The following is a 16,669-nucleotide window of genomic DNA, read 5'->3' as shown; positions in this document are numbered from 1 at the left end:
ATAACATGGTAATTAAAGTATAATGAGATTAGTGGCAGTTTATTTTCAGGAAAAAATGCTAGACCATATATTTGGAATAGAACATACGGGTCAGGTTATTAATTTAGGAGGTAAAAATATTTACAGCTTCACAAAAATAAATCAAGGTTTAGAATTAAATATTAAAGAAGAAAATACAGATTTTATTCCAGGATTTTGGGGGGATGGAATTTCCTTAATATCTACAATAGTAGGAGCCAATGGGGTTGGAAAAACTTCCATTTTAAGAGCCATTAATCATCAAGCAGACATCAGATACAAACCTTCCATACAGATTTATGAAACAGATTTATTTGAAGATAGTAAAGAGATTATCTATATAGAAAATACAACAGGGGTAAAACTTATATCAGGATCTAAAGCCAAATTTACTTTGAAAGATTTGGTTCCACAGGAAAATATGGTGGCAAAACTTTATTATTCTCCTGTGATCGATTATGATTTAACCGATACCAGGTCGCCCATTGCTTTGGTAAATAAATTTGACCACACGCTAAATGATTACTTTTTAGAGACGGTATCAAGAAATGTGTTTTTTCTAAAAGATCCCATTGTTTCAACTTTGAAAGAAGTTTACGAAGATTTTCCGTCCTATGATTTGATCTGGATATCTCCTAAGGCTAATCGAAAAGATGATTTTACAACAATCTATGCAACGGCAAACTTTGCTACCCCGCATCGAGGAGAAGTTCTTAAACACGAAATAGAACGAGACCTTAGAGGCATCCGAGATGAAACTAAAAAAAGTTTTTCATCCAGAGAATTATCAAAAACATTTGAACGATATATTCATCTTTTAAAAAGTGAAAGCTTTATTGAGCAATTCAATAAGCTTTGGAATCTTGATGAATATAGAACAACAAATGATCAGGATTATATTCATGATAGTAAAGATTTTTTAAAGGATACTGAAATAACTCTTCTAAGTTACTTACTCTTGGGAGCTGTTTTTCCACAGACCGGTTTAGGGGCAGGATTTGAATTAAAAAAGATTTTAGAGGAGGAAGGATTTGCTGCCAAATTAAACCGTTTCCTGGAATTTTATTTCATTAATAGGCATCAGGTATTGTATGAAAAAATTAAGAATGATCTGAAAGGTATTCGAATTCAGGATTACGAAAAAATTAAATCGATAATTGAAAATGACAGATTTTCTTCAGAGGCTGGAGTTAATACAAAAGATATTAAAAGAATGATGATCCGTGATCTCAATGGGTTTTATGATATACTAATGCTCTTTCAATATCTTCAGGAAAACTTACGTGATAGAATTGATAGTAAAAATCGAGTGGCTTTGATTATTGATTCACTAGATGAGAAAGTGTTCGATGAATTTATTAAAAAATACAATAAAGTGCTTGAATATTTTTCAACATTACCTGTTCAGGTAAAAATCTTCGAAATTATCCCTAACAAAAAATTATCTTCTGGAGAAAAAGCATTATTGGCATTTTATAGCTCTCTCCATGATTATATTGTGAGAGTTCGGAAAAATAAAAATGATCAGTATGCAAATTATCTTTTGCTTCTAGATGAACCAGAATTAGGTTATCATCCTTTATGGAAGAAGAAGTTTGTACAGGCTATTGTTGCTACTCTTCCAGTTTTATTTAGTCAGATCCCCGTTAAAGGTAATAAAAAGAGATCACCAAACGTACAGGTGTTATTTTCTACTCATGATCCACTAACATTATCTGATCTACCCAATAAAAATATTATTTATTTAAATAATCCAGACGGTAAGGCTACAATTGTAGAAGAAAACAACAATAAAAAGTCATTTGGTGCAAATGTTTCAGATCTTTTAGCTGATTCCTTTTTTATTAAGAACGGGTTAATGGGTGATTTTTCTAAAGCCAAAATAGATAAAACAATTTCTTGGTTACAATCTGAAAGTAAAGAAAACGGGGATTTTCATTATCGCCTGATTAATCTTATTGATGAGCCATTAATTAAGAAAAAATTGTTAGAAATGTATGATCGCAAAATGGAAACAGATTACCACAAGAAGTTTCGAAAAAAGGAATTAGAGACGCTTATGAAAAGATATAAGGATGAATTTGGAAACTCTGATGTATGATTTTTTATGATTTAAAATCAAAACCTGAAATCATCCAATTCCATTTTACAAAACTACAGGAAGATTGGGTAAATGACAGAATTAAAGAGAGTACTCTCAATAAAACTTTAAAAAAATTTATTGAAGATAACTTACTCCTGATTTTAACAGGCACTCCTAAAGACTTAAATAGAATTAACCACACTCTAAAAAATCACTCTCACTATAAAAAGTCACTTGATGTTAAGATTCGGAAAATTTTTGATTATGAAAATTTCTCTAAAAAACATCCAAATAAATACGATGCATTTGATTTAGCCAAGGCATTAGATGTGAGAACTTGTCTCTACTGTAATCGAATGTATACGCTAACGGTAAAAACTGGAAAAAAAAGGGAAGATAAAATAACTAGACCCCAGTTCGATCATTTCATTGATAAAGGAAAAAATCCCCTATTAGGTTTATCCATCTATAACTTAGTACCTTCTTGCGTAATTTGTAACTCCACCTTAAAAGGGAAGAAACAATTTAATTTAAGTTCGAACATTCATCCCTTCATAGATAACATAATCGATAACTATCACTTTACTTACGATACAGAAAATATTGAAAGTTTGTTAGGAACGGACAGTGAAATAAATGTTTGGATTACTTATAACGGATTGTCAAAAAAGAAAAAGGTGGCTGCTTCCAAGAGCGTTGAAATTTTTAAGATTAATAAAATTATGTCAGCTCATAGTGAAGAGCTTATTGATTTATTCAATTTGAGGTATCGTTATTCAGAAAGATATTTTGAAGAACTTATTAGAGCGTTTGATTCAGTTAGTTTAGATGTGGAGGATTTATACAGAACTGTTTTTGGTTCGTATTATAACTCAGATCAATTTTCTAAAAGACCTTTTAGTAAACTAAAAAGAGATATTTTGGAAAAATTAGAAATTGTGCTACCCCAAATGATGAATGATAATTAGATGAAACCAGAAGAAGAAATTATAAATATGGGATATGTCATCCAACAATATTTGGAAGAAAACAATTTGAAAGATGCTAAACCTAAAGATCTCATGTCTCTATTAATAGAAAAGGGGTTTTTTAATCAGGATCACAGAGAGGGGCTGCCTTTAAGAAATCTCTTGAGAGAGTTAGACGAGAAAAATTTGCTCTACCTTATACCTCAGGTAATGGTGGAGAGGAAAACGAACAACCGCTACTGGTATTTTAACCCTCTTAAACTTTAAAGTTAAAATGGAATTGTTCCAAATAAAAGATAATAAAATAGAAACTATTGAACTCAAACCTTTCAAATTTGAAAGGGATATCCAAAATTTAATAGAGGCAAACACTCAGGAGCTGTTTCAATTGGAATTTGTGCGTTCGGAATTTACAGTGGGAAAATATCGCATAGATACTTTGTGCTATGATCCCGAAACTAATGCTTTTGTGATTATTGAATATAAAAAAGGAAATAGTTACTCTGTAATAGATCAGGGCTACACCTATCTTCAATTGTTATTAAACAACAAATCAGATTTTATATTAACCTTATCTCAGGAGAAGAACAAGATTTATCGCACAGAGGATATTGACTGGAGTCAGTCGCGTATCATCTTTATTTCCCCGTCCTTTAATTCTTATCAAAAAGATAGTGTCAATTTTAAAAACATTCCTTTTGAGCTCTATGAGATCAAGAGATTTGAGAACAATACTTTTATCCTTAATAAACAAACAACTAGTTCTAAGGAAAATATAGATTCACTATCTAATACCAAAACTGCATCCGTTATAAAGGATGTGAGCAAAGAATTAAAGGTTTTTGATGAAGAGTATCATACTTCTAAATTAGAAGGAACATTTAAAGAGAAATGGGAGCAATTAAAGGAACAACTTCTGGAACTTGACGATTTGGAACTTGATCCTAAAAAAATGTACATCAATGCCAAGGTTAATAATAAATCTGTAGCCTTTTTGAATTTCAGGAAATCCAGTATTGCAATCGAAATACAAAGAGGAAATTTAAATACTGACGGTACTACTTCTAAAAACTTTTTCCACTTTGATGACCCGAAGAATTTAGCAGAGGAGCGCTCCTGGGAATGGAAAAGCGGGGTAAAAGGCAATCTTTATTTAATCAAGTTCGATATGAAAACCGATTTAGATTATACGATGTTTCTGTTGAAACAGAAGTATAAGAGCCTAATCGAAAGTACTTAATTTTCAAACAAGTTTCCCAACTTTCTTTTTTCGATTTACTAATAAATATTTAAAAGGTATCTCTTTTACTTCGTTATTGAGTAAATTGCAAGACTTAAAACTTATGATCTTCGAAAATAAACCACAGTTAGGATTTGGCATTTATACTCCGGCAGAGATTGCCCAAATACTCCGTTTGCCTTACTATAAAGTAAATAGGTGGATTGATAAATACTGGGACGGAGAACTAGGCCATGAGTTTGAAAAAAGATATTCCTGGAAAACCGAAAACTCTAAAGCTGTTAGTTTTCACACGCTAGTGGAATTTTACGTGATGATGCAATTGGCAGATGCGGGGGTAAAAACTAGAAAAGTACTGGAGGCACATAAAGAACTTTCCCAACTTTATAAAACTCATTTTCCTTTCGCGCTAAAAGAAGTCCTGGATGGAATTAATACAGATGGAAAGCGAATCTTTTTAAACCTGGATGACACCACGATAACCCTAGATGGCACCAAACAATTAAACCTTAGCTTTATTAAACTGTTCTTCAAGAAACTTGAATTTGATGCTAATAACCTGGCATCTAAACTTTGGCCGCTTGGTAAGGAAAAGTCAATTCTTATTGACCCGACAAGAAAATTTGGCCATCCTATCCTTGACATGAAGAACATCTATCCTGAAACCATTTTCAACCATTTCAAGGCAGGTGATCCTATAGAGTATATTTCTTATGTGTATGAACTAACGGAAAAGGAGGTGCGGGATGCGATTGAATATATGGATGCCGCATGAAAATTTATCTGGATGAAAATATGCCCCGTCATCTTGCCGAAGGTTTCCATACACTTCAATATCCTGAAGGTTTTAAGAAGAAGCAATTAATTGAGGTACGATATATACCAACCATTTACGGGGCAGGAGTAAAAGATGTTGACTGGATACCAAAAGTTGGTAAAGAAAGAGCCTGCGTGATTACACAGGATGTAAATATCCATCGTCGAAAACACGAGCTGGAATTATACAATAAGAATAAAATCGGGATGTTTTTCTTAAGAGGTCCTAGTAAAAAGCAGGGATTAAGCATCTGGCAAATGGTTGAAGCATTGGCAAAGAACTGGCCCGAAATTTCTGAAAAGGTTCATCAAGAAAAAAGGCCTTTTGCTTATACTTTTGGGTTAAAAGGAAAACTGAAAAAAATATAAATTTTCAGTAATTTATCTCAAAATTCTTAGATTCTTTGAAATGTGTTGCTAAATTCTTTAATTACCTCCTGCCCCCATATCTACCATAACCTGCGCTGGATCCTATGCTGTTTTTATAGTGTACGGGAAGTTAAGCGTAAAGTAAAAACAGCATAGGGCGCAACCTACTTATTTTTACAAAACCAGTAAAATTCAACCTGTTATCAGAGCCCTTGAGCTCATTTACTGGAATATCCACTCATTATCCACTGATTTAAAAACTTGCTGTAATTTTTTACTAAATTTTTGACGCAAATTTCAACGGTTTTACTGAGGGTTTAAGGGCATTTGCCGCAATTTTACTAATTTTTGATACAGGTCATTTGTCATTACAAACCCTGGTATCCACCCTGTAGCCACTCGCAGTACGCCTCGTGGATTTCCGGATATGTTGCAAAATAATCTTTGTACGATTTATTTTGAGATTCCATAATAGTCTGGTAAACTTCAAAATTGTCTTCTACTTTTTCTTTCGAGGTATACCCAAAATAACCCACTGAACCCAGTGCAAGAATTCCAAATATCCCGAAAAGGATAAGCAGATAATTGGGTATGATCCTAGCGTGTTTTAATTTCCGGTCTATCTCCTTCAGGATTTCATCTGTTTTTTCTTTTTCTTCATGCTGCTTTATCAGGAATGTGTTTAAGTTCTTTTCCAAAGCTTCCGTGCTAATTGGAATGCTCATCTTTTCTAATTGTTCCGAAAGCTTTTGAAGCTCAAGCACTGCCGTTTTGAAATCCTTCATCTCATCGGCCATCAGTTCCATAATTTCATCTAGTTTTTTCATAACTCAACTTTTTAATATCCATATCCTATTCCGGTATCCCTTACTATTTTTACAGCTCCTTTTATAAGCTCTTTGGCTATTTTGGTGGACAAGTTGCTGCTTAATTCTACCGTTTTATTTAAAACTTGCAGGTCTTTTGGTGCTTCCATTCCTCTTGTTAAACTTCTGTTCTGCGAGATCGCGGGAATTAACCTATTCCCGCTCATTGATCGGTCCACTTCACTTGCTTTAAGGTTTACCCCTTTGTATTCCACCCGAAAGCCCTGCAGCTGGTTAGATTTATTGATGGTTGGGATTACATCTACCTTTTGCGTTTTCATTTTGCTTATATATTCATCTAGCGATTTTGGCCTCGACTGAAGTACCCGGTCATGTATATTTTTGATTTCCTGTCTGAGGCCCTTTAACTCATTAAGTCTTTCCTGCTGTACTTCTCGAACCCTGGTCAGCCCTAATTCTTTTGCTACATTATCGGCAGCGATCTGGCTTCGTTTTCCGATAAAGCTGTCGTTATAGGCTTTACCATCAAAACCAATTCTATTGGTATAAATATGAACGTGGGTATGCGCTTTATCCCGATGCACAAATCCAATAGATTGATTGTTTTGCAGGTTCATCTCTTTTAAAAATTTTTTAGCGAGTTCTTCCAGTTCCTTTTTGCTTAAATCTTTTCCGTCCTCAATCGTCGGGCTTACGATAAAGCTTAAGGTGTTATTGGTACATCGCAGGTTTTGCGACTGGATAATCCTAAACTCTTCGGCTATCTCAGCGGGAGTATCTCCGGCCACGTGTTCTCTAAGCACGACTTCAGCCTCTTTTTCCTGGTTCCAGCCATAGGATATCGATACCCTGGTGCCGGAAACGGCGTGTCCCTTCCCAATCATTTTTTAAAGTTTTTTAAGTGCGTTCTGATTTCTTTCGCCAGGTCTTCCACTTCCCTGGCCAGCTTTGGATCTCGCTTTCTAAACATATTTCCAATGCGGGTAAAATTGTTCTTGTACTGGACCAGCATCTTGTAAGTCTCCAGTTGTTCCGGAGTGATCCGTTCCACAATATTTTTATCAAAGGCCGTAGCTCGGATATATTCTGAAAGGGAAATTCCTGCCCTGGCCGCTCTTCTTTGGAGCAGCTTCTTCTCGTAGATCGAGCATCGAACCTGGATGTATTCCCTTTTCATTTTTTTCTTTTTAAAACCTTTGCAACCATCGGGCGCAAAGCAAGATTGTCATTACAATGACACATCTTGCTTTTCCCTTTCAACTGAAATTCTCCGATAGGCATTTACCAATTACCAACGCATCATTATTTTAAAATCGAGGATTTTTCAGCTTTCAATTTCTCATTTAGATCTACATAGCCAGAGTAGGAATTACTACAATCTGTAATATTCTCAAATTGATTTAAAAGCGAACCAGCTGCTTTTTTGCCTGCCGGGTCATTATCCAGATAAATCAGGACCTTTTCATATTTAGGGATGAACATTTTAATCCTTTCCAAAAAAGCCAGGGAATTTAAAATGATGCAGTCTGAGTTTTGTACCAAATCTTCATCGATGGTTGCCAGGGAAAGAAAATCAAACATCCCTTCCGTGATAAGTAGCTGTTTGGCTCCTCTTTCAAAAAGTGAAAAGGTTTTAGGACTACTGGAAGTTTTAAAGTATTTATTTCTAAGTTCCCAACCTCCCAGATGGTTTTGGAGTCCAATGGCAAAAAATCGTTTTGTTTTAAATCCATACCAAATCTGTCTGCAGTATTTTCTGCCGATCTCAAAAGGTATATTCCGGGATTTCAAGTAATCAATTAACCCCTGCAGGTAAATAAATTCAATATCCAGGATTCGAATTTTTGCTCGTTTCAAACGACCTTCAGGTTTTATAGAGCTAAAGGAAAATGACTCCATATCGCTCTTTAAATATTCCAACGCCTCCTTTATCGAAAAGGATTTCATTAGCATTATAAGATCTATGATAGAACCTCCTTTTCCAATTCCGAAATCATACCACAGGTTCTTATGTAAAGAGACGTTGAAAGAGGCTTGTGTTTCTGACCGCAGGGGACTCAGAAACCAAGCTTCTTTTTCCGATATCCTGCTGGGAAAGTGCCCTAATTTTGCAAGCGTTTTTACGATGCAAATATTACGGGCTTTTTCCCAGCTTTTTGTTATTTCTGTGTTTTCCATTACTTTTCATTTTCCCATTAGATACTATCATATAGATTCAAGTTTCCGCATCGTTTGATTTTTGATGACAAAGTGATGCGGAAACGATGCGGCTGAAAATCCCCAGTATTACTGGTCTTATTTCTATCTTGCATCAATTCATCAAAAAAAGAAGAAATTACCGGAGGCTTTTCTCCTTTGTTGTATACAAAATTTGTTGCTTTGATGCAGATCTTCCCGTAAGCCTTAATAACATTGATCTCACGGCCCGCATCACTTCTGCATCGTTTCATCGTTTTCCAAATCTTCAAAATTCCCAAGCAAGAATGATTTCTCAATTGTATAGTAGCGACCTTTACCGGGAATTGGTGCCAGACCATTCGTCCACATGACCATTTTTTGATAGGTCCGGGAATTATCCTGGTTCTTTAATTTCCAGTCATTTTTAAGAATTTGTCTCAACTGGGTAAGATCGGTCCTAACCCGGGTGTGGTTTAAAATTTGGAGCGCATCCATAGGGCATAGATGTACTTCTTCCAAATCAAAAGTTTCCATAGCACTTAGAAGCATACTGGCAAGTTCCTTTTCTACCCGGTTCCTGTTATTGCGCATTAAATTTTGCAAGGCATTGGTCCTAATCTGTTCCGGGGTAAACCACATTCGGGTTTTATGGGCTGTAGCTAATTCCCGGTGCTGCAGGTAAAACAAGAAAGCCGGAATTTCTTTTTTTAGATGTTCTAAAAATTGGGTTTCTTCAGCTTTAAGGGAAGGTATTTTAAGCACCCAAAAACGGGTTTCATCGCTATCGATCTTTATGAAGTTATCTTCATTATTACTACAGAGGATAAACTTTCCAAAAAATTCAAGTTCACGCTTATCTTTGCCTTTAGCCTCCATTTTATTATAATCGGTAGTACTGAGGTATTTAATTCGCTCGGTAAGTTCTTCCTTATTGAACAGTACTTCATCTATACAAATAAGCATTTTGTTTGCCCAGTCTGCATTAAACTGGCTGCTGAAGTTATCATTGGTAAGGTAGGTCAGGTTACTATCAAAAATAGCCTTTAACCATTTGAGAAAAGTAGTTTTTCCGGTCACCCTTTCTTTTGAAACCAAACACAAGATGGGCAGGATCTGAATAGGTTTCAGGTATAAAAGCTGCAAATAATCCAGTCCTAATTCAAACTGGTTTCCGAAAATATGATTGACAAATCGCAATGAATAGTCGATGGAACCATTTGTCGGCGTGTGAGGCAAAGGAGCATAGGTGTTATAAAACCCAAAGACCTCTTGCTTAAAATCCAGGTGGCTAGGAATACAGGTAAAGCCATCATATTTTCTAATTTTTCCAATAAAACCCTTTCCGTGATCATTACGCAAGGCCTCAATACTCCACGGAACCAAAATTTCATTAAAATCCCCGGCAATAGTGGGCAGCTGAACTAATTTATAGTAACAAGTACCCACCCGGATATAGGTTAGCTTTTTCATCTTAAAATTTTTAAAGGATGAGTAAAAGGCAAGAGCCTATTTCCGGTTTTTTATCAGGCCCTTATTGAACTGATCTTCCAGGAAGGCATCGGACAGGTCCGGCTCTCCCAGGAGCCAGGCATCGATCTTTTCCTTGTCGAAAAATTTCTGACGAATGTTAGGATTATTCCCCATCGGGATAAGCCGCAGATGCGTAAGCTTGTAGATCTTACTTTTGGAGAGTCCGGTGTATTGTGCCAGATCTTCCACGTTCATTACCTTTTTGTTGGTTCCCAGGAGGCCTTTAATATCCATTAAGAGATCCTCAATTTTTTTGTTTTCTTCCATTTTGAATAAATATTGGTTTAGAAAACAAACTAATTGAGAAAAAGAAATCAAATCTTATTGGAGGAAATATTTAACAGCAAAAGAAATAAAACAGTGTGATATAATCAGTAAATGATTGGAATTATTGAAAAATATTTAAAAATGATTTTTTTCAAAACACTTTGGTGGTAGTGGGATTTATATTAATTGAAAAAATGCTATTCAAGATTGAAAAAATCGTACTGAAAACTATAGCTCAAAAGCTTTAAATTCGCTTAAAACAGCCTAAATGAATAAATTTGTTACTTTTCTGACTCTAATTATTAGCCTTTCAAGTTGCAATGAAACAAAAGAAAAAAAACGTACTTCCTTTAGTGCCACCTTGCAGGAAATTTCAGTTTCGGGCAGGACTTCAGTCCAGAATGATTCCAGCCTGGTATTGATTAACTCGGCTTCGGCCATTCATTTTAAAGCAAAATCTGATACATTGATTATTGATTTCGATCTAACTGGAACAGATCATGCATATATCAATCTTGAAATTGATGAAACCTATAAAGGCAGGTTTAAAGTAGACAGTATTCCACTAAAATTTTCCCTTCCCGATACTACCGATTTTCATAAAATATCCATTTTCAAAGCTACAGAAGCTACTATTGGGGCATTAATTATAAATAAAATAAAAGCATTTGATATTGATGAAATAAAGGTTGCCGAAAAGCCGAAAATTGAATTTATTGGCAATTCTATTACCTGCGGAATGGGCGCAGATACCCTTGAAATTCCTTGCGGCGATGGAGAATGGTACGATCAGCACAATGCCTATATGGCTTATGGACCCAGAATTGCGCGGGCACTGGATACTGATTTTGAACTAAATTGTGTTTCGGGAATGGGAATGTATCGCAACTGGAACGATGAGGATCAACCGGTAATGCCAGATGTGTATGAAAATCTTTATTTAAACGCCAATTCTGAAGAAAAAGCAAATTTTGAAGATTCCCCTAATATTATAAGTATCGCCCTTGGAACAAACGATTTTTCTTTGGGTGACGGGGAAAAAGAACGCACAACCTTTAGCAGGGAAAAATTTACCACTTCCTATATCAACTTTGTTGAAATGCTTTTTTCAAAATATCCTGATGTAAAAATCTCATTATTGGACAGCCCAATGCTAAACCCTGAACAGAAAGCTGTGCTTGCCGAAGTCTTTAAAGAAATACAGAATGAATTTTCTGAAAAAGAGATTGCAATTTTTCAATTTACAAATATTGCACCAGGAGGTTGTACCGGGCATCCGGACATCAATGATCACGAAGCAATGGCCAGGCAACTTATTCCATTTTTTACAAATCTTTTAAAATCGTAAGTGATGCAGAAATTATTATTCTTTTTAGCCGCGTGTCTTTTCTTTCAGTTCCCGGCTAGAGCGAATGTTAGCCTACCTGCTATTTTTGGAGATAATATGGTATTGCAACGTGAGGCCAACGTAAAAATCTGGGGATGGGCGAAACCGGGAGAAGAGATTGAAATAAGCTCTACCTGGAGTGATGAAATTTTCACTACTAAAGCCGATAAAAATGCGATATGGAGCCTGGAAATTAAAACGAATTCAAAAGAAGGCCCACAAGAATTGATTATTCAAGGGTATAATGAGGTCAGCTTAAAAAACCTGTTACTGGGTGAGCTTTGGTTAATTTCCGGGCAATCTAATATGGAATGGAGTGCCTCCGCCGGTATAACCAATGCTGAAACTGCTATTGAAAATTCAACGAATAAAAACATTAGGTTTTTTAGCGTTGATCACAGAACAGCCGATTCACCACAAATAGATTTAGAAGGGAGTTGGGTAGACAGTTCACCGGAAACGATGAAGTATTTTAGCGCAATTGGCTACTTTTTTGCTAAAAAATTACAGGAAGATCTGGATGTACCCATTGGAATTATAAATTCCAGTTGGGGAGGCACACCAGCCGAAGTCTGGATGCCCGGGGAATTGTTCCACGAAAATAAAAATTTAAAGAAAGCTGCTGCAATGCTGGATGATAATGAATGGGGCCCAAACAAACCTGCCCTGTTATACAATGCTATGATCCACCCCTTAACTTCCATGAAGATTAAAGGGATACTCTGGTACCAGGGAGAATCTAATACCGCTAATGCTGATTACTACGAAAAGATCTTTTCCAGTTTAGTTAAAAGCTGGAGAAGCAAATGGGAAGAAGATCTACCTTTCTACTATGCTCAAATTGCACCCTTTGATTATGGCGAGGGATTTGCCGGGGTAAAGGTAAGAGATGCGCAACGAAAGGTTTTAAAATTATCTAAAACAGGAATGGTGATGACCAGTGATGTAGGAAATATTCACGACATCCATCCACAAGATAAACTCACACCTGGAATAAGGTTTGCTAACCTGGCTTTAGCTGAAGTTTACGGAAAAAAGATTAAAGCCCACGCCCCTCAGTTTGATCATATAACCACTGAAGGAAAAATAGTGAAAGTACATTTTAAGTATTCAGAAGGACTAAAAATTGATCCGGAAAATCCAGAATCTCAGTTTGAGATTGCCGGATCAAATAAAGAATTCTATCCTGCCAGAATGGAAATTAAAAACAATATAATTCATTTAAAAGCCAAAGCAATCAGGAGCCCTGTTTTTGTAAGGTACTCCTGGCAGAATACAGCAAGCTCCAATATTTTTAACGCAGCAGGCTTGCCAGCTTCAAGTTTTACGACACAAAATTAGTTTGGGAGACTGTAGAAATCGTGCATATCATCTAATAACAATGGCTCTTCCTTTTCTATAAAAGCCATAAAATCTTCAGCACCATCCATTCCGGGCACCGGTACGTTATATGAATCCTGATAATTTTGCCAGAACATTAAAAACCCAATATTCACCTCGTTATTTGTGAGTACCCCATAAAGGTTTTCAGAATAAAACTTCTCGGCCAGGGTGGTTTGGGAAGGGGTTACAAAATAACCCGTTTCTGTAAGTGCAGCCACTTTTACCCTCTCTTTGGCAAGATCTGAAACGACTTGTAATTTTTGGTTGGCAGCATTTAAACCGGAACCATCCTGGGCTATAAGATCGCCATAATTATCCATTCCCAAAATATCTACATATTCATCGCCGGGGTATCTTTCCAGGTAAGCAGATTTGGTTAAGTAAGAATTATCGGGAGAAAATGCATAAAGCAGGTTATGAACATTTTTTTCATTCTTTAAATAATCTACCGTGAAACGCCATACGGTTTTAAATTCTTCTGGAGTACTGTAAGCAGCACCCCACCAGAAAAAGTCTTTTTCAAACTCGTGAAATGGTCGAAAAATAATGGGAGAAAGCGTACCGTCTTCTCCTATCATATTCAGAGAAACTTCAGCAACCTTATCCAGTTTCTGTTTATAGTAGTCGTGATTTGCGCCACCGGGAAGAATACTTTTAAAAGCATTTTGCCTTTGAAATTCGGTCATTTCATCGGAATAAAAGGCCTCTCCTTCATAGGGCTCCCTAAGATGCCAGGTGAAGGCATTAATCATTCCGCTATTATAAGCGCGTAAGGCATCATTTATAATTTGTTGCTCCTGCTGAAAAAACCAGTTCTGTGCAGTACCATCGTTTTGATCATCGGTTATAAACATAAAGTCTGAACCCAACAAGCCGGGATCGCTTAGTGTTGTTTTTTTCATATCAGAAAAACCATCATTTCCTTCAAAGAACGAGCTGAATGCATCCTGCTGGCCTACTATAAAATGATTATCTGAAACCGATTTTAGGTTATAAAATAAAGCAACCGTTTCAGCAGTTGCCGATGCATCTACCATATAACTTAGTGTTTCTTCCGGCGCAAAAGCATAAGTTTCTGGAGTTTCTTCTTCAGGTTCTTCTGGAATTTCTTCTTCAGGGTTTTCCTGTTCCTCGTCTGGTTCGTTAATTATCTCATCATCCTTACTACAGGCTGTTAACAGCACAAATACCAATAAAAAATAGCTAAGTTTTTTCATCTTTTTTCTTTTAAAAGCATCATTAGCGCCCTGGAATTATGGTAAGGTGCTTTCCACATGCTTAGTTTATCTTCTTGTGTATAAGGTTTATTGGTCTGGTCTATTCTAAAAAACCACTCGCCATTTTGCCTGTCTATTAAATTGTTTCGAGTAAAATCCCAGATATCCAATATCGCAGCCTGGTATTTCTTATCTCCAGAAATATTAAAAGCATATTGTAAACCCAGCATAGCTTCTACTTGCGGCCACCAGTGCCTGTCTAAATCAGTTTCCCCGGTTTCCAGGTTCTTTTCATTAATAACTCCTTTGTTCTCCACATAGGCCTCTTCTAGAAATTTATCTGCTACAAGAATTGCAGCTTGCGTAGTTTGATCCATCAATCCCGAATCGCCGGTCATTTTCGCGGCTTCTATAAGTAACCAGGTGGCTTCAATATCGTGGCCGTAAGAGATAACCGGGCTTTGCAACAACCAATTTTTGCTATAAAATAATCTAAAATGTCCTGATCTATTATCGAGGAAATTTGAAAGAAAAAGCTTCACCAGGTTTTCTAAAGCTTCTTTAACCCTAGTATTACCAGTTATTTGCAGTAAAGTGGTGTAAGCTTCCAGAATGTGCAAATGGGTGTTCATTGTTTTAGGAGCATTTTGATCTTTCGCACTAAGACGCACATCTTCTATAGGGCTCCAATCTTCCTGAAAAGCTTCAAAATAACCGTTCTCCTTTAAATCCCTGGCGTTTTTCTCAATGAGGAAAAAAGTTTCCAGCGCTCTTTCTCTTGCCTGTTCATCTCCCGACAATTTAAAATATTCAGCATAAGAATAAATGCTAAAAGCCTGGGCATAAATTTGCTTCCTGTTATTTACAGGACTTCCTAAATAATCTACTTTCCAGAAAAACCCTTTATTTACCTTATCATAAAAATGGGCTTCCAAATATTCATAAGCACGATCTGCCAGCGTTTTTAATCGGGAATCATCATTAAAATTACAGGCTGCAGCAAAGCTCCATAGCAACCGGGTATTAAGAATTATACCCTTATTTGCGTTTTCAACCAGCTTGTTATAGTGGTCTCTTTTGCCCACAAATCCGCCATGAGCTTCATCAATACTATACTCCCTCCAATAGGATAAAATATTTTGAAGTTCAATTTCCAACTCTTGTTGAATCTTTCCCGTTACTGCCTGCATTTATTTTTCTGTGATCAGTTTATTCTTTTCAACCTGCTGAAGGATTGCTTTAACCGATTCTTCAGAAGTATATTTATCCTGCCTGGTATTTATCACGTAATCCAGTAACTTCTCTACCGAGGAAACGGCTACATGAGACCTGGTATCTGAGGAAGCGTAGTAAATAAACACTTTCCCGTCATCATCAGTAATCCAACCGTTCCCAAAAAGCACATTAGGAACATCTCCTACCGTTTCTTCATAATTTGGCGCCATAAAATAGCCTGCTGGTTGGTAAATCACCTTATCAATTTGGTGAAGATCTGTCATAAAAAGATACAAGGTATAGCGCAATCCTCCAGCTGTATTTCTTACTCCATGAGCCAGATGCAACCAACCTTTTTTCGTTTTAATCGGTGCTGGACCCAAACCATTTTTCATTTCGTAAATCGTATGGTAGGCCTTTTGATTAATGATTTTTTCATCTTCCAAAACCGGATTTTCCATATCGCTTATATAGCCTAAACCAATTCCGCCTCCTTTTCCCACCTCAATAAAACCATCTTGTGGGCGAGTGTACATGGCGTATTTTCCATTTACAAATTCAGGATGAAGCACTACGTTACGTTGCTGTCCTGAATTTGAAATAAGATCTGGCAGTCTTTCCCAGTTAATAAGGTCTTTTGTTCTCACTATTCCTGCATTTGCTACTGCCGCAGTCGTATCCTGGGGCGCTTTGGTATCTTTTCTTTCCGTACAGAAAATACCGTAAACCCAACCGTCTTCGTGCTGTGTTAAACGCATATCATAAACGTTCGTATCCGGAATTTCAGTCTGGGGTAATTCTATAGGTTTTTCCCAGAATTTGAAATTATCTAAGCCGTTAGGACTTTCGGCTATGGCAAAGAAAGATTTACGGTCGTTACCTTCTACCCTAACAGCTAAAAGATATTTTCCTTTCCATTTAATGGCACCGGGATTAAATGTGGAGTTAATTCCTATTCGCTCCATTCCAAAGGGATTGGTATTTGTATCAAAATCATACCGCCATTCTAAAGGGGCATGAGCTCCTGTTAATACAGGATTTTGATATCTTATAAATACTCCATTGGAATCTGCTACCGGCATATTAGGGGTTTCGAGCAATTCTGTATGTTTCTGCCTAATTTTATCGTATCCGGGAATTTTTCGGGTTTGGTTTTTTGTGTCCATAAGAC

General features: G+C 36.4%; 18 protein-coding genes. 8 read left to right on the top strand and 10 right to left on the bottom strand.

Going from position 1 to position 16,669, the window contains the following annotated elements:
- Positions 1-22: 22 nt before the first annotated feature.
- From FG27_RS10070 to FG27_RS10045, 6 genes are all read left to right on the top strand, one after another.
- Positions 23-2,119 carry an AAA family ATPase gene (locus FG27_RS10070; protein ID WP_037318627.1) on the top strand — a complete coding sequence of 699 codons (2,097 nt, stop codon included), beginning with the start codon at positions 23-25 and terminating at the stop codon, positions 2,117-2,119.
- Positions 2,116-3,069: a hypothetical protein gene (locus FG27_RS10065; RefSeq protein WP_037318625.1), complete on the top strand. Its 954-nt coding sequence runs from the start codon at positions 2,116-2,118 to the stop codon at positions 3,067-3,069. Before FG27_RS10070 ends, FG27_RS10065 begins: the two co-directional genes overlap by 4 nt.
- Positions 3,070-3,336, top strand: coding sequence for a hypothetical protein (locus FG27_RS10060; protein ID WP_037318624.1), 267 nt, complete (start codon positions 3,070-3,072; stop codon positions 3,334-3,336).
- 7 nt (positions 3,337-3,343) lie between these two features.
- Positions 3,344-4,309 (top strand): hypothetical protein, encoded by a 966-nt coding sequence (locus tag FG27_RS10055; protein WP_037318622.1) that lies wholly within the window; start codon positions 3,344-3,346, stop codon positions 4,307-4,309.
- 103 nt (positions 4,310-4,412) lie between these two features.
- Positions 4,413-5,084 (top strand): DUF433 domain-containing protein, encoded by a 672-nt coding sequence (locus tag FG27_RS10050; RefSeq protein WP_037318619.1) that lies wholly within the window; start codon positions 4,413-4,415, stop codon positions 5,082-5,084.
- Positions 5,081-5,494, top strand: coding sequence for a hypothetical protein (locus FG27_RS10045; RefSeq protein WP_037318616.1), 414 nt, complete (start codon positions 5,081-5,083; stop codon positions 5,492-5,494). Before FG27_RS10050 ends, FG27_RS10045 begins: the two co-directional genes overlap by 4 nt.
- A 368-nt stretch (positions 5,495-5,862) precedes the next feature.
- Here the strand turns inward: FG27_RS10045 and FG27_RS10040 are convergent, their stop codons facing one another.
- The 7 genes from FG27_RS10040 to FG27_RS10010 form a co-directional block, all read right to left on the bottom strand.
- Positions 5,863-6,321 (bottom strand): DUF6730 family protein, encoded by a 459-nt coding sequence (locus FG27_RS10040; protein ID WP_037318613.1) that lies wholly within the window; start codon positions 6,319-6,321, stop codon positions 5,863-5,865.
- An 11-nt stretch (positions 6,322-6,332) separates the two neighbouring features.
- Positions 6,333-7,205 carry a relaxase/mobilization nuclease domain-containing protein gene (locus FG27_RS10035; protein WP_037318610.1) on the bottom strand — a complete coding sequence of 291 codons (873 nt, stop codon included), beginning with the start codon at positions 7,203-7,205 and terminating at the stop codon, positions 6,333-6,335.
- A complete protein-coding gene (gene mbpA, locus FG27_RS10030) occupies positions 7,202-7,498 on the bottom strand; it encodes a mobilization protein MbpA (protein ID WP_037318608.1) in 297 nt (98 codons plus the stop codon). Before mbpA ends, FG27_RS10035 begins: the two co-directional genes overlap by 4 nt.
- Before the next feature lie 125 nt (positions 7,499-7,623).
- Complete coding sequence (locus tag FG27_RS10025; RefSeq protein ID WP_037318606.1) at positions 7,624-8,499, bottom strand: toprim domain-containing protein; 876 nt, start codon at positions 8,497-8,499, stop codon at positions 7,624-7,626.
- 17 nt (positions 8,500-8,516) lie between these two features.
- Positions 8,517-8,771 carry a hypothetical protein gene (locus FG27_RS10020; RefSeq protein ID WP_037318602.1) on the bottom strand — a complete coding sequence of 85 codons (255 nt, stop codon included), beginning with the start codon at positions 8,769-8,771 and terminating at the stop codon, positions 8,517-8,519.
- Positions 8,752-9,969 carry a primase-helicase family protein gene (locus FG27_RS10015; protein ID WP_037318600.1) on the bottom strand — a complete coding sequence of 406 codons (1,218 nt, stop codon included), beginning with the start codon at positions 9,967-9,969 and terminating at the stop codon, positions 8,752-8,754. Before FG27_RS10015 ends, FG27_RS10020 begins: the two co-directional genes overlap by 20 nt.
- 36 nt (positions 9,970-10,005) lie before the next feature.
- Positions 10,006-10,296, bottom strand: coding sequence for an AlpA family transcriptional regulator (locus FG27_RS10010; protein ID WP_037318599.1), 291 nt, complete (start codon positions 10,294-10,296; stop codon positions 10,006-10,008).
- A 268-nt stretch (positions 10,297-10,564) separates the two neighbouring features.
- Between FG27_RS10010 and FG27_RS10005 the strand changes: the two genes are divergently transcribed.
- Complete coding sequence (locus FG27_RS10005; RefSeq protein ID WP_051935817.1) at positions 10,565-11,644, top strand: SGNH/GDSL hydrolase family protein; 1,080 nt, start codon at positions 10,565-10,567, stop codon at positions 11,642-11,644.
- Between the two features lie 3 nt (positions 11,645-11,647).
- Positions 11,648-13,024, top strand: a complete 1,377-nt coding sequence (locus FG27_RS10000) for a sialate O-acetylesterase (RefSeq protein ID WP_037318596.1) — start codon at positions 11,648-11,650, stop codon at positions 13,022-13,024.
- Here the strand turns inward: FG27_RS10000 and FG27_RS09995 are convergent.
- Genes FG27_RS09995 through FG27_RS09985 form a run of 3 tightly spaced genes read right to left on the bottom strand, consistent with a single transcriptional unit; the run spans position 13,021 to position 16,664 of the window.
- Complete coding sequence (locus FG27_RS09995) at positions 13,021-14,283, bottom strand: glycoside hydrolase family 26 protein (protein ID WP_051935816.1); 1,263 nt, start codon at positions 14,281-14,283, stop codon at positions 13,021-13,023. The genes FG27_RS10000 and FG27_RS09995 overlap by 4 nt on opposite strands.
- Positions 14,280-15,473: an AGE family epimerase/isomerase gene (locus FG27_RS09990; RefSeq protein WP_037318593.1), complete on the bottom strand. Its 1,194-nt coding sequence runs from the start codon at positions 15,471-15,473 to the stop codon at positions 14,280-14,282. The genes FG27_RS09995 and FG27_RS09990 overlap by 4 nt, the downstream gene beginning before the upstream one ends.
- Positions 15,474-16,664, bottom strand: a complete 1,191-nt coding sequence (locus tag FG27_RS09985; protein ID WP_051935815.1) for a glycosidase — start codon at positions 16,662-16,664, stop codon at positions 15,474-15,476.
- Positions 16,665-16,669: the final 5 nt, after the last annotated feature.

The organism is Salegentibacter sp. Hel_I_6 (assembly GCF_000745315.1).
Lineage (GTDB): Bacteria > Bacteroidota > Bacteroidia > Flavobacteriales > Flavobacteriaceae > Salegentibacter.
This window is presented reverse-complemented; position numbering and strand designations above follow the sequence as displayed.

Bases quoted from the DNA above. Each gene is read 5' to 3' on its own strand.
- FG27_RS10070 (WP_037318627.1), top strand. From the start codon at position 23: ATGAGATTAGTGGCAGTTTATTTTCAGGAAAAAATGCTAGACCATATA.
- FG27_RS10040 (WP_037318613.1), bottom strand. From the start codon at position 6,321: ATGAAAAAACTAGATGAAATTATGGAACTGATGGCCGATGAGATGAAG.
- FG27_RS10050 (WP_037318619.1), top strand. From the start codon at position 4,413: ATGATCTTCGAAAATAAACCACAGTTAGGATTTGGCATTTATACTCCG.
- FG27_RS10035 (WP_037318610.1), bottom strand. From the start codon at position 7,205: ATGATTGGGAAGGGACACGCCGTTTCCGGCACCAGGGTATCGATATCC.
- mbpA (WP_037318608.1), bottom strand. From the start codon at position 7,498: ATGAAAAGGGAATACATCCAGGTTCGATGCTCGATCTACGAGAAGAAG.
- FG27_RS10025 (WP_037318606.1), bottom strand. From the start codon at position 8,499: ATGGAAAACACAGAAATAACAAAAAGCTGGGAAAAAGCCCGTAATATT.
- FG27_RS10055 (WP_037318622.1), top strand. From the start codon at position 3,344: ATGGAATTGTTCCAAATAAAAGATAATAAAATAGAAACTATTGAACTC.
- FG27_RS10015 (WP_037318600.1), bottom strand. From the start codon at position 9,969: ATGAAAAAGCTAACCTATATCCGGGTGGGTACTTGTTACTATAAATTA.
- FG27_RS10065 (WP_037318625.1), top strand. From the start codon at position 2,116: ATGATTTTTTATGATTTAAAATCAAAACCTGAAATCATCCAATTCCAT.
- FG27_RS09995 (WP_051935816.1), bottom strand. From the start codon at position 14,283: ATGAAAAAACTTAGCTATTTTTTATTGGTATTTGTGCTGTTAACAGCC.
- FG27_RS10060 (WP_037318624.1), top strand. From the start codon at position 3,070: ATGAAACCAGAAGAAGAAATTATAAATATGGGATATGTCATCCAACAA.
- FG27_RS10010 (WP_037318599.1), bottom strand. From the start codon at position 10,296: ATGGAAGAAAACAAAAAAATTGAGGATCTCTTAATGGATATTAAAGGC.
- FG27_RS09985 (WP_051935815.1), bottom strand. From the start codon at position 16,664: ATGGACACAAAAAACCAAACCCGAAAAATTCCCGGATACGATAAAATT.
- FG27_RS10020 (WP_037318602.1), bottom strand. From the start codon at position 8,771: ATGAAACGATGCAGAAGTGATGCGGGCCGTGAGATCAATGTTATTAAG.
- FG27_RS10000 (WP_037318596.1), top strand. From the start codon at position 11,648: ATGCAGAAATTATTATTCTTTTTAGCCGCGTGTCTTTTCTTTCAGTTC.
- FG27_RS10005 (WP_051935817.1), top strand. From the start codon at position 10,565: ATGAATAAATTTGTTACTTTTCTGACTCTAATTATTAGCCTTTCAAGT.
- FG27_RS10045 (WP_037318616.1), top strand. From the start codon at position 5,081: ATGAAAATTTATCTGGATGAAAATATGCCCCGTCATCTTGCCGAAGGT.
- FG27_RS09990 (WP_037318593.1), bottom strand. From the start codon at position 15,473: ATGCAGGCAGTAACGGGAAAGATTCAACAAGAGTTGGAAATTGAACTT.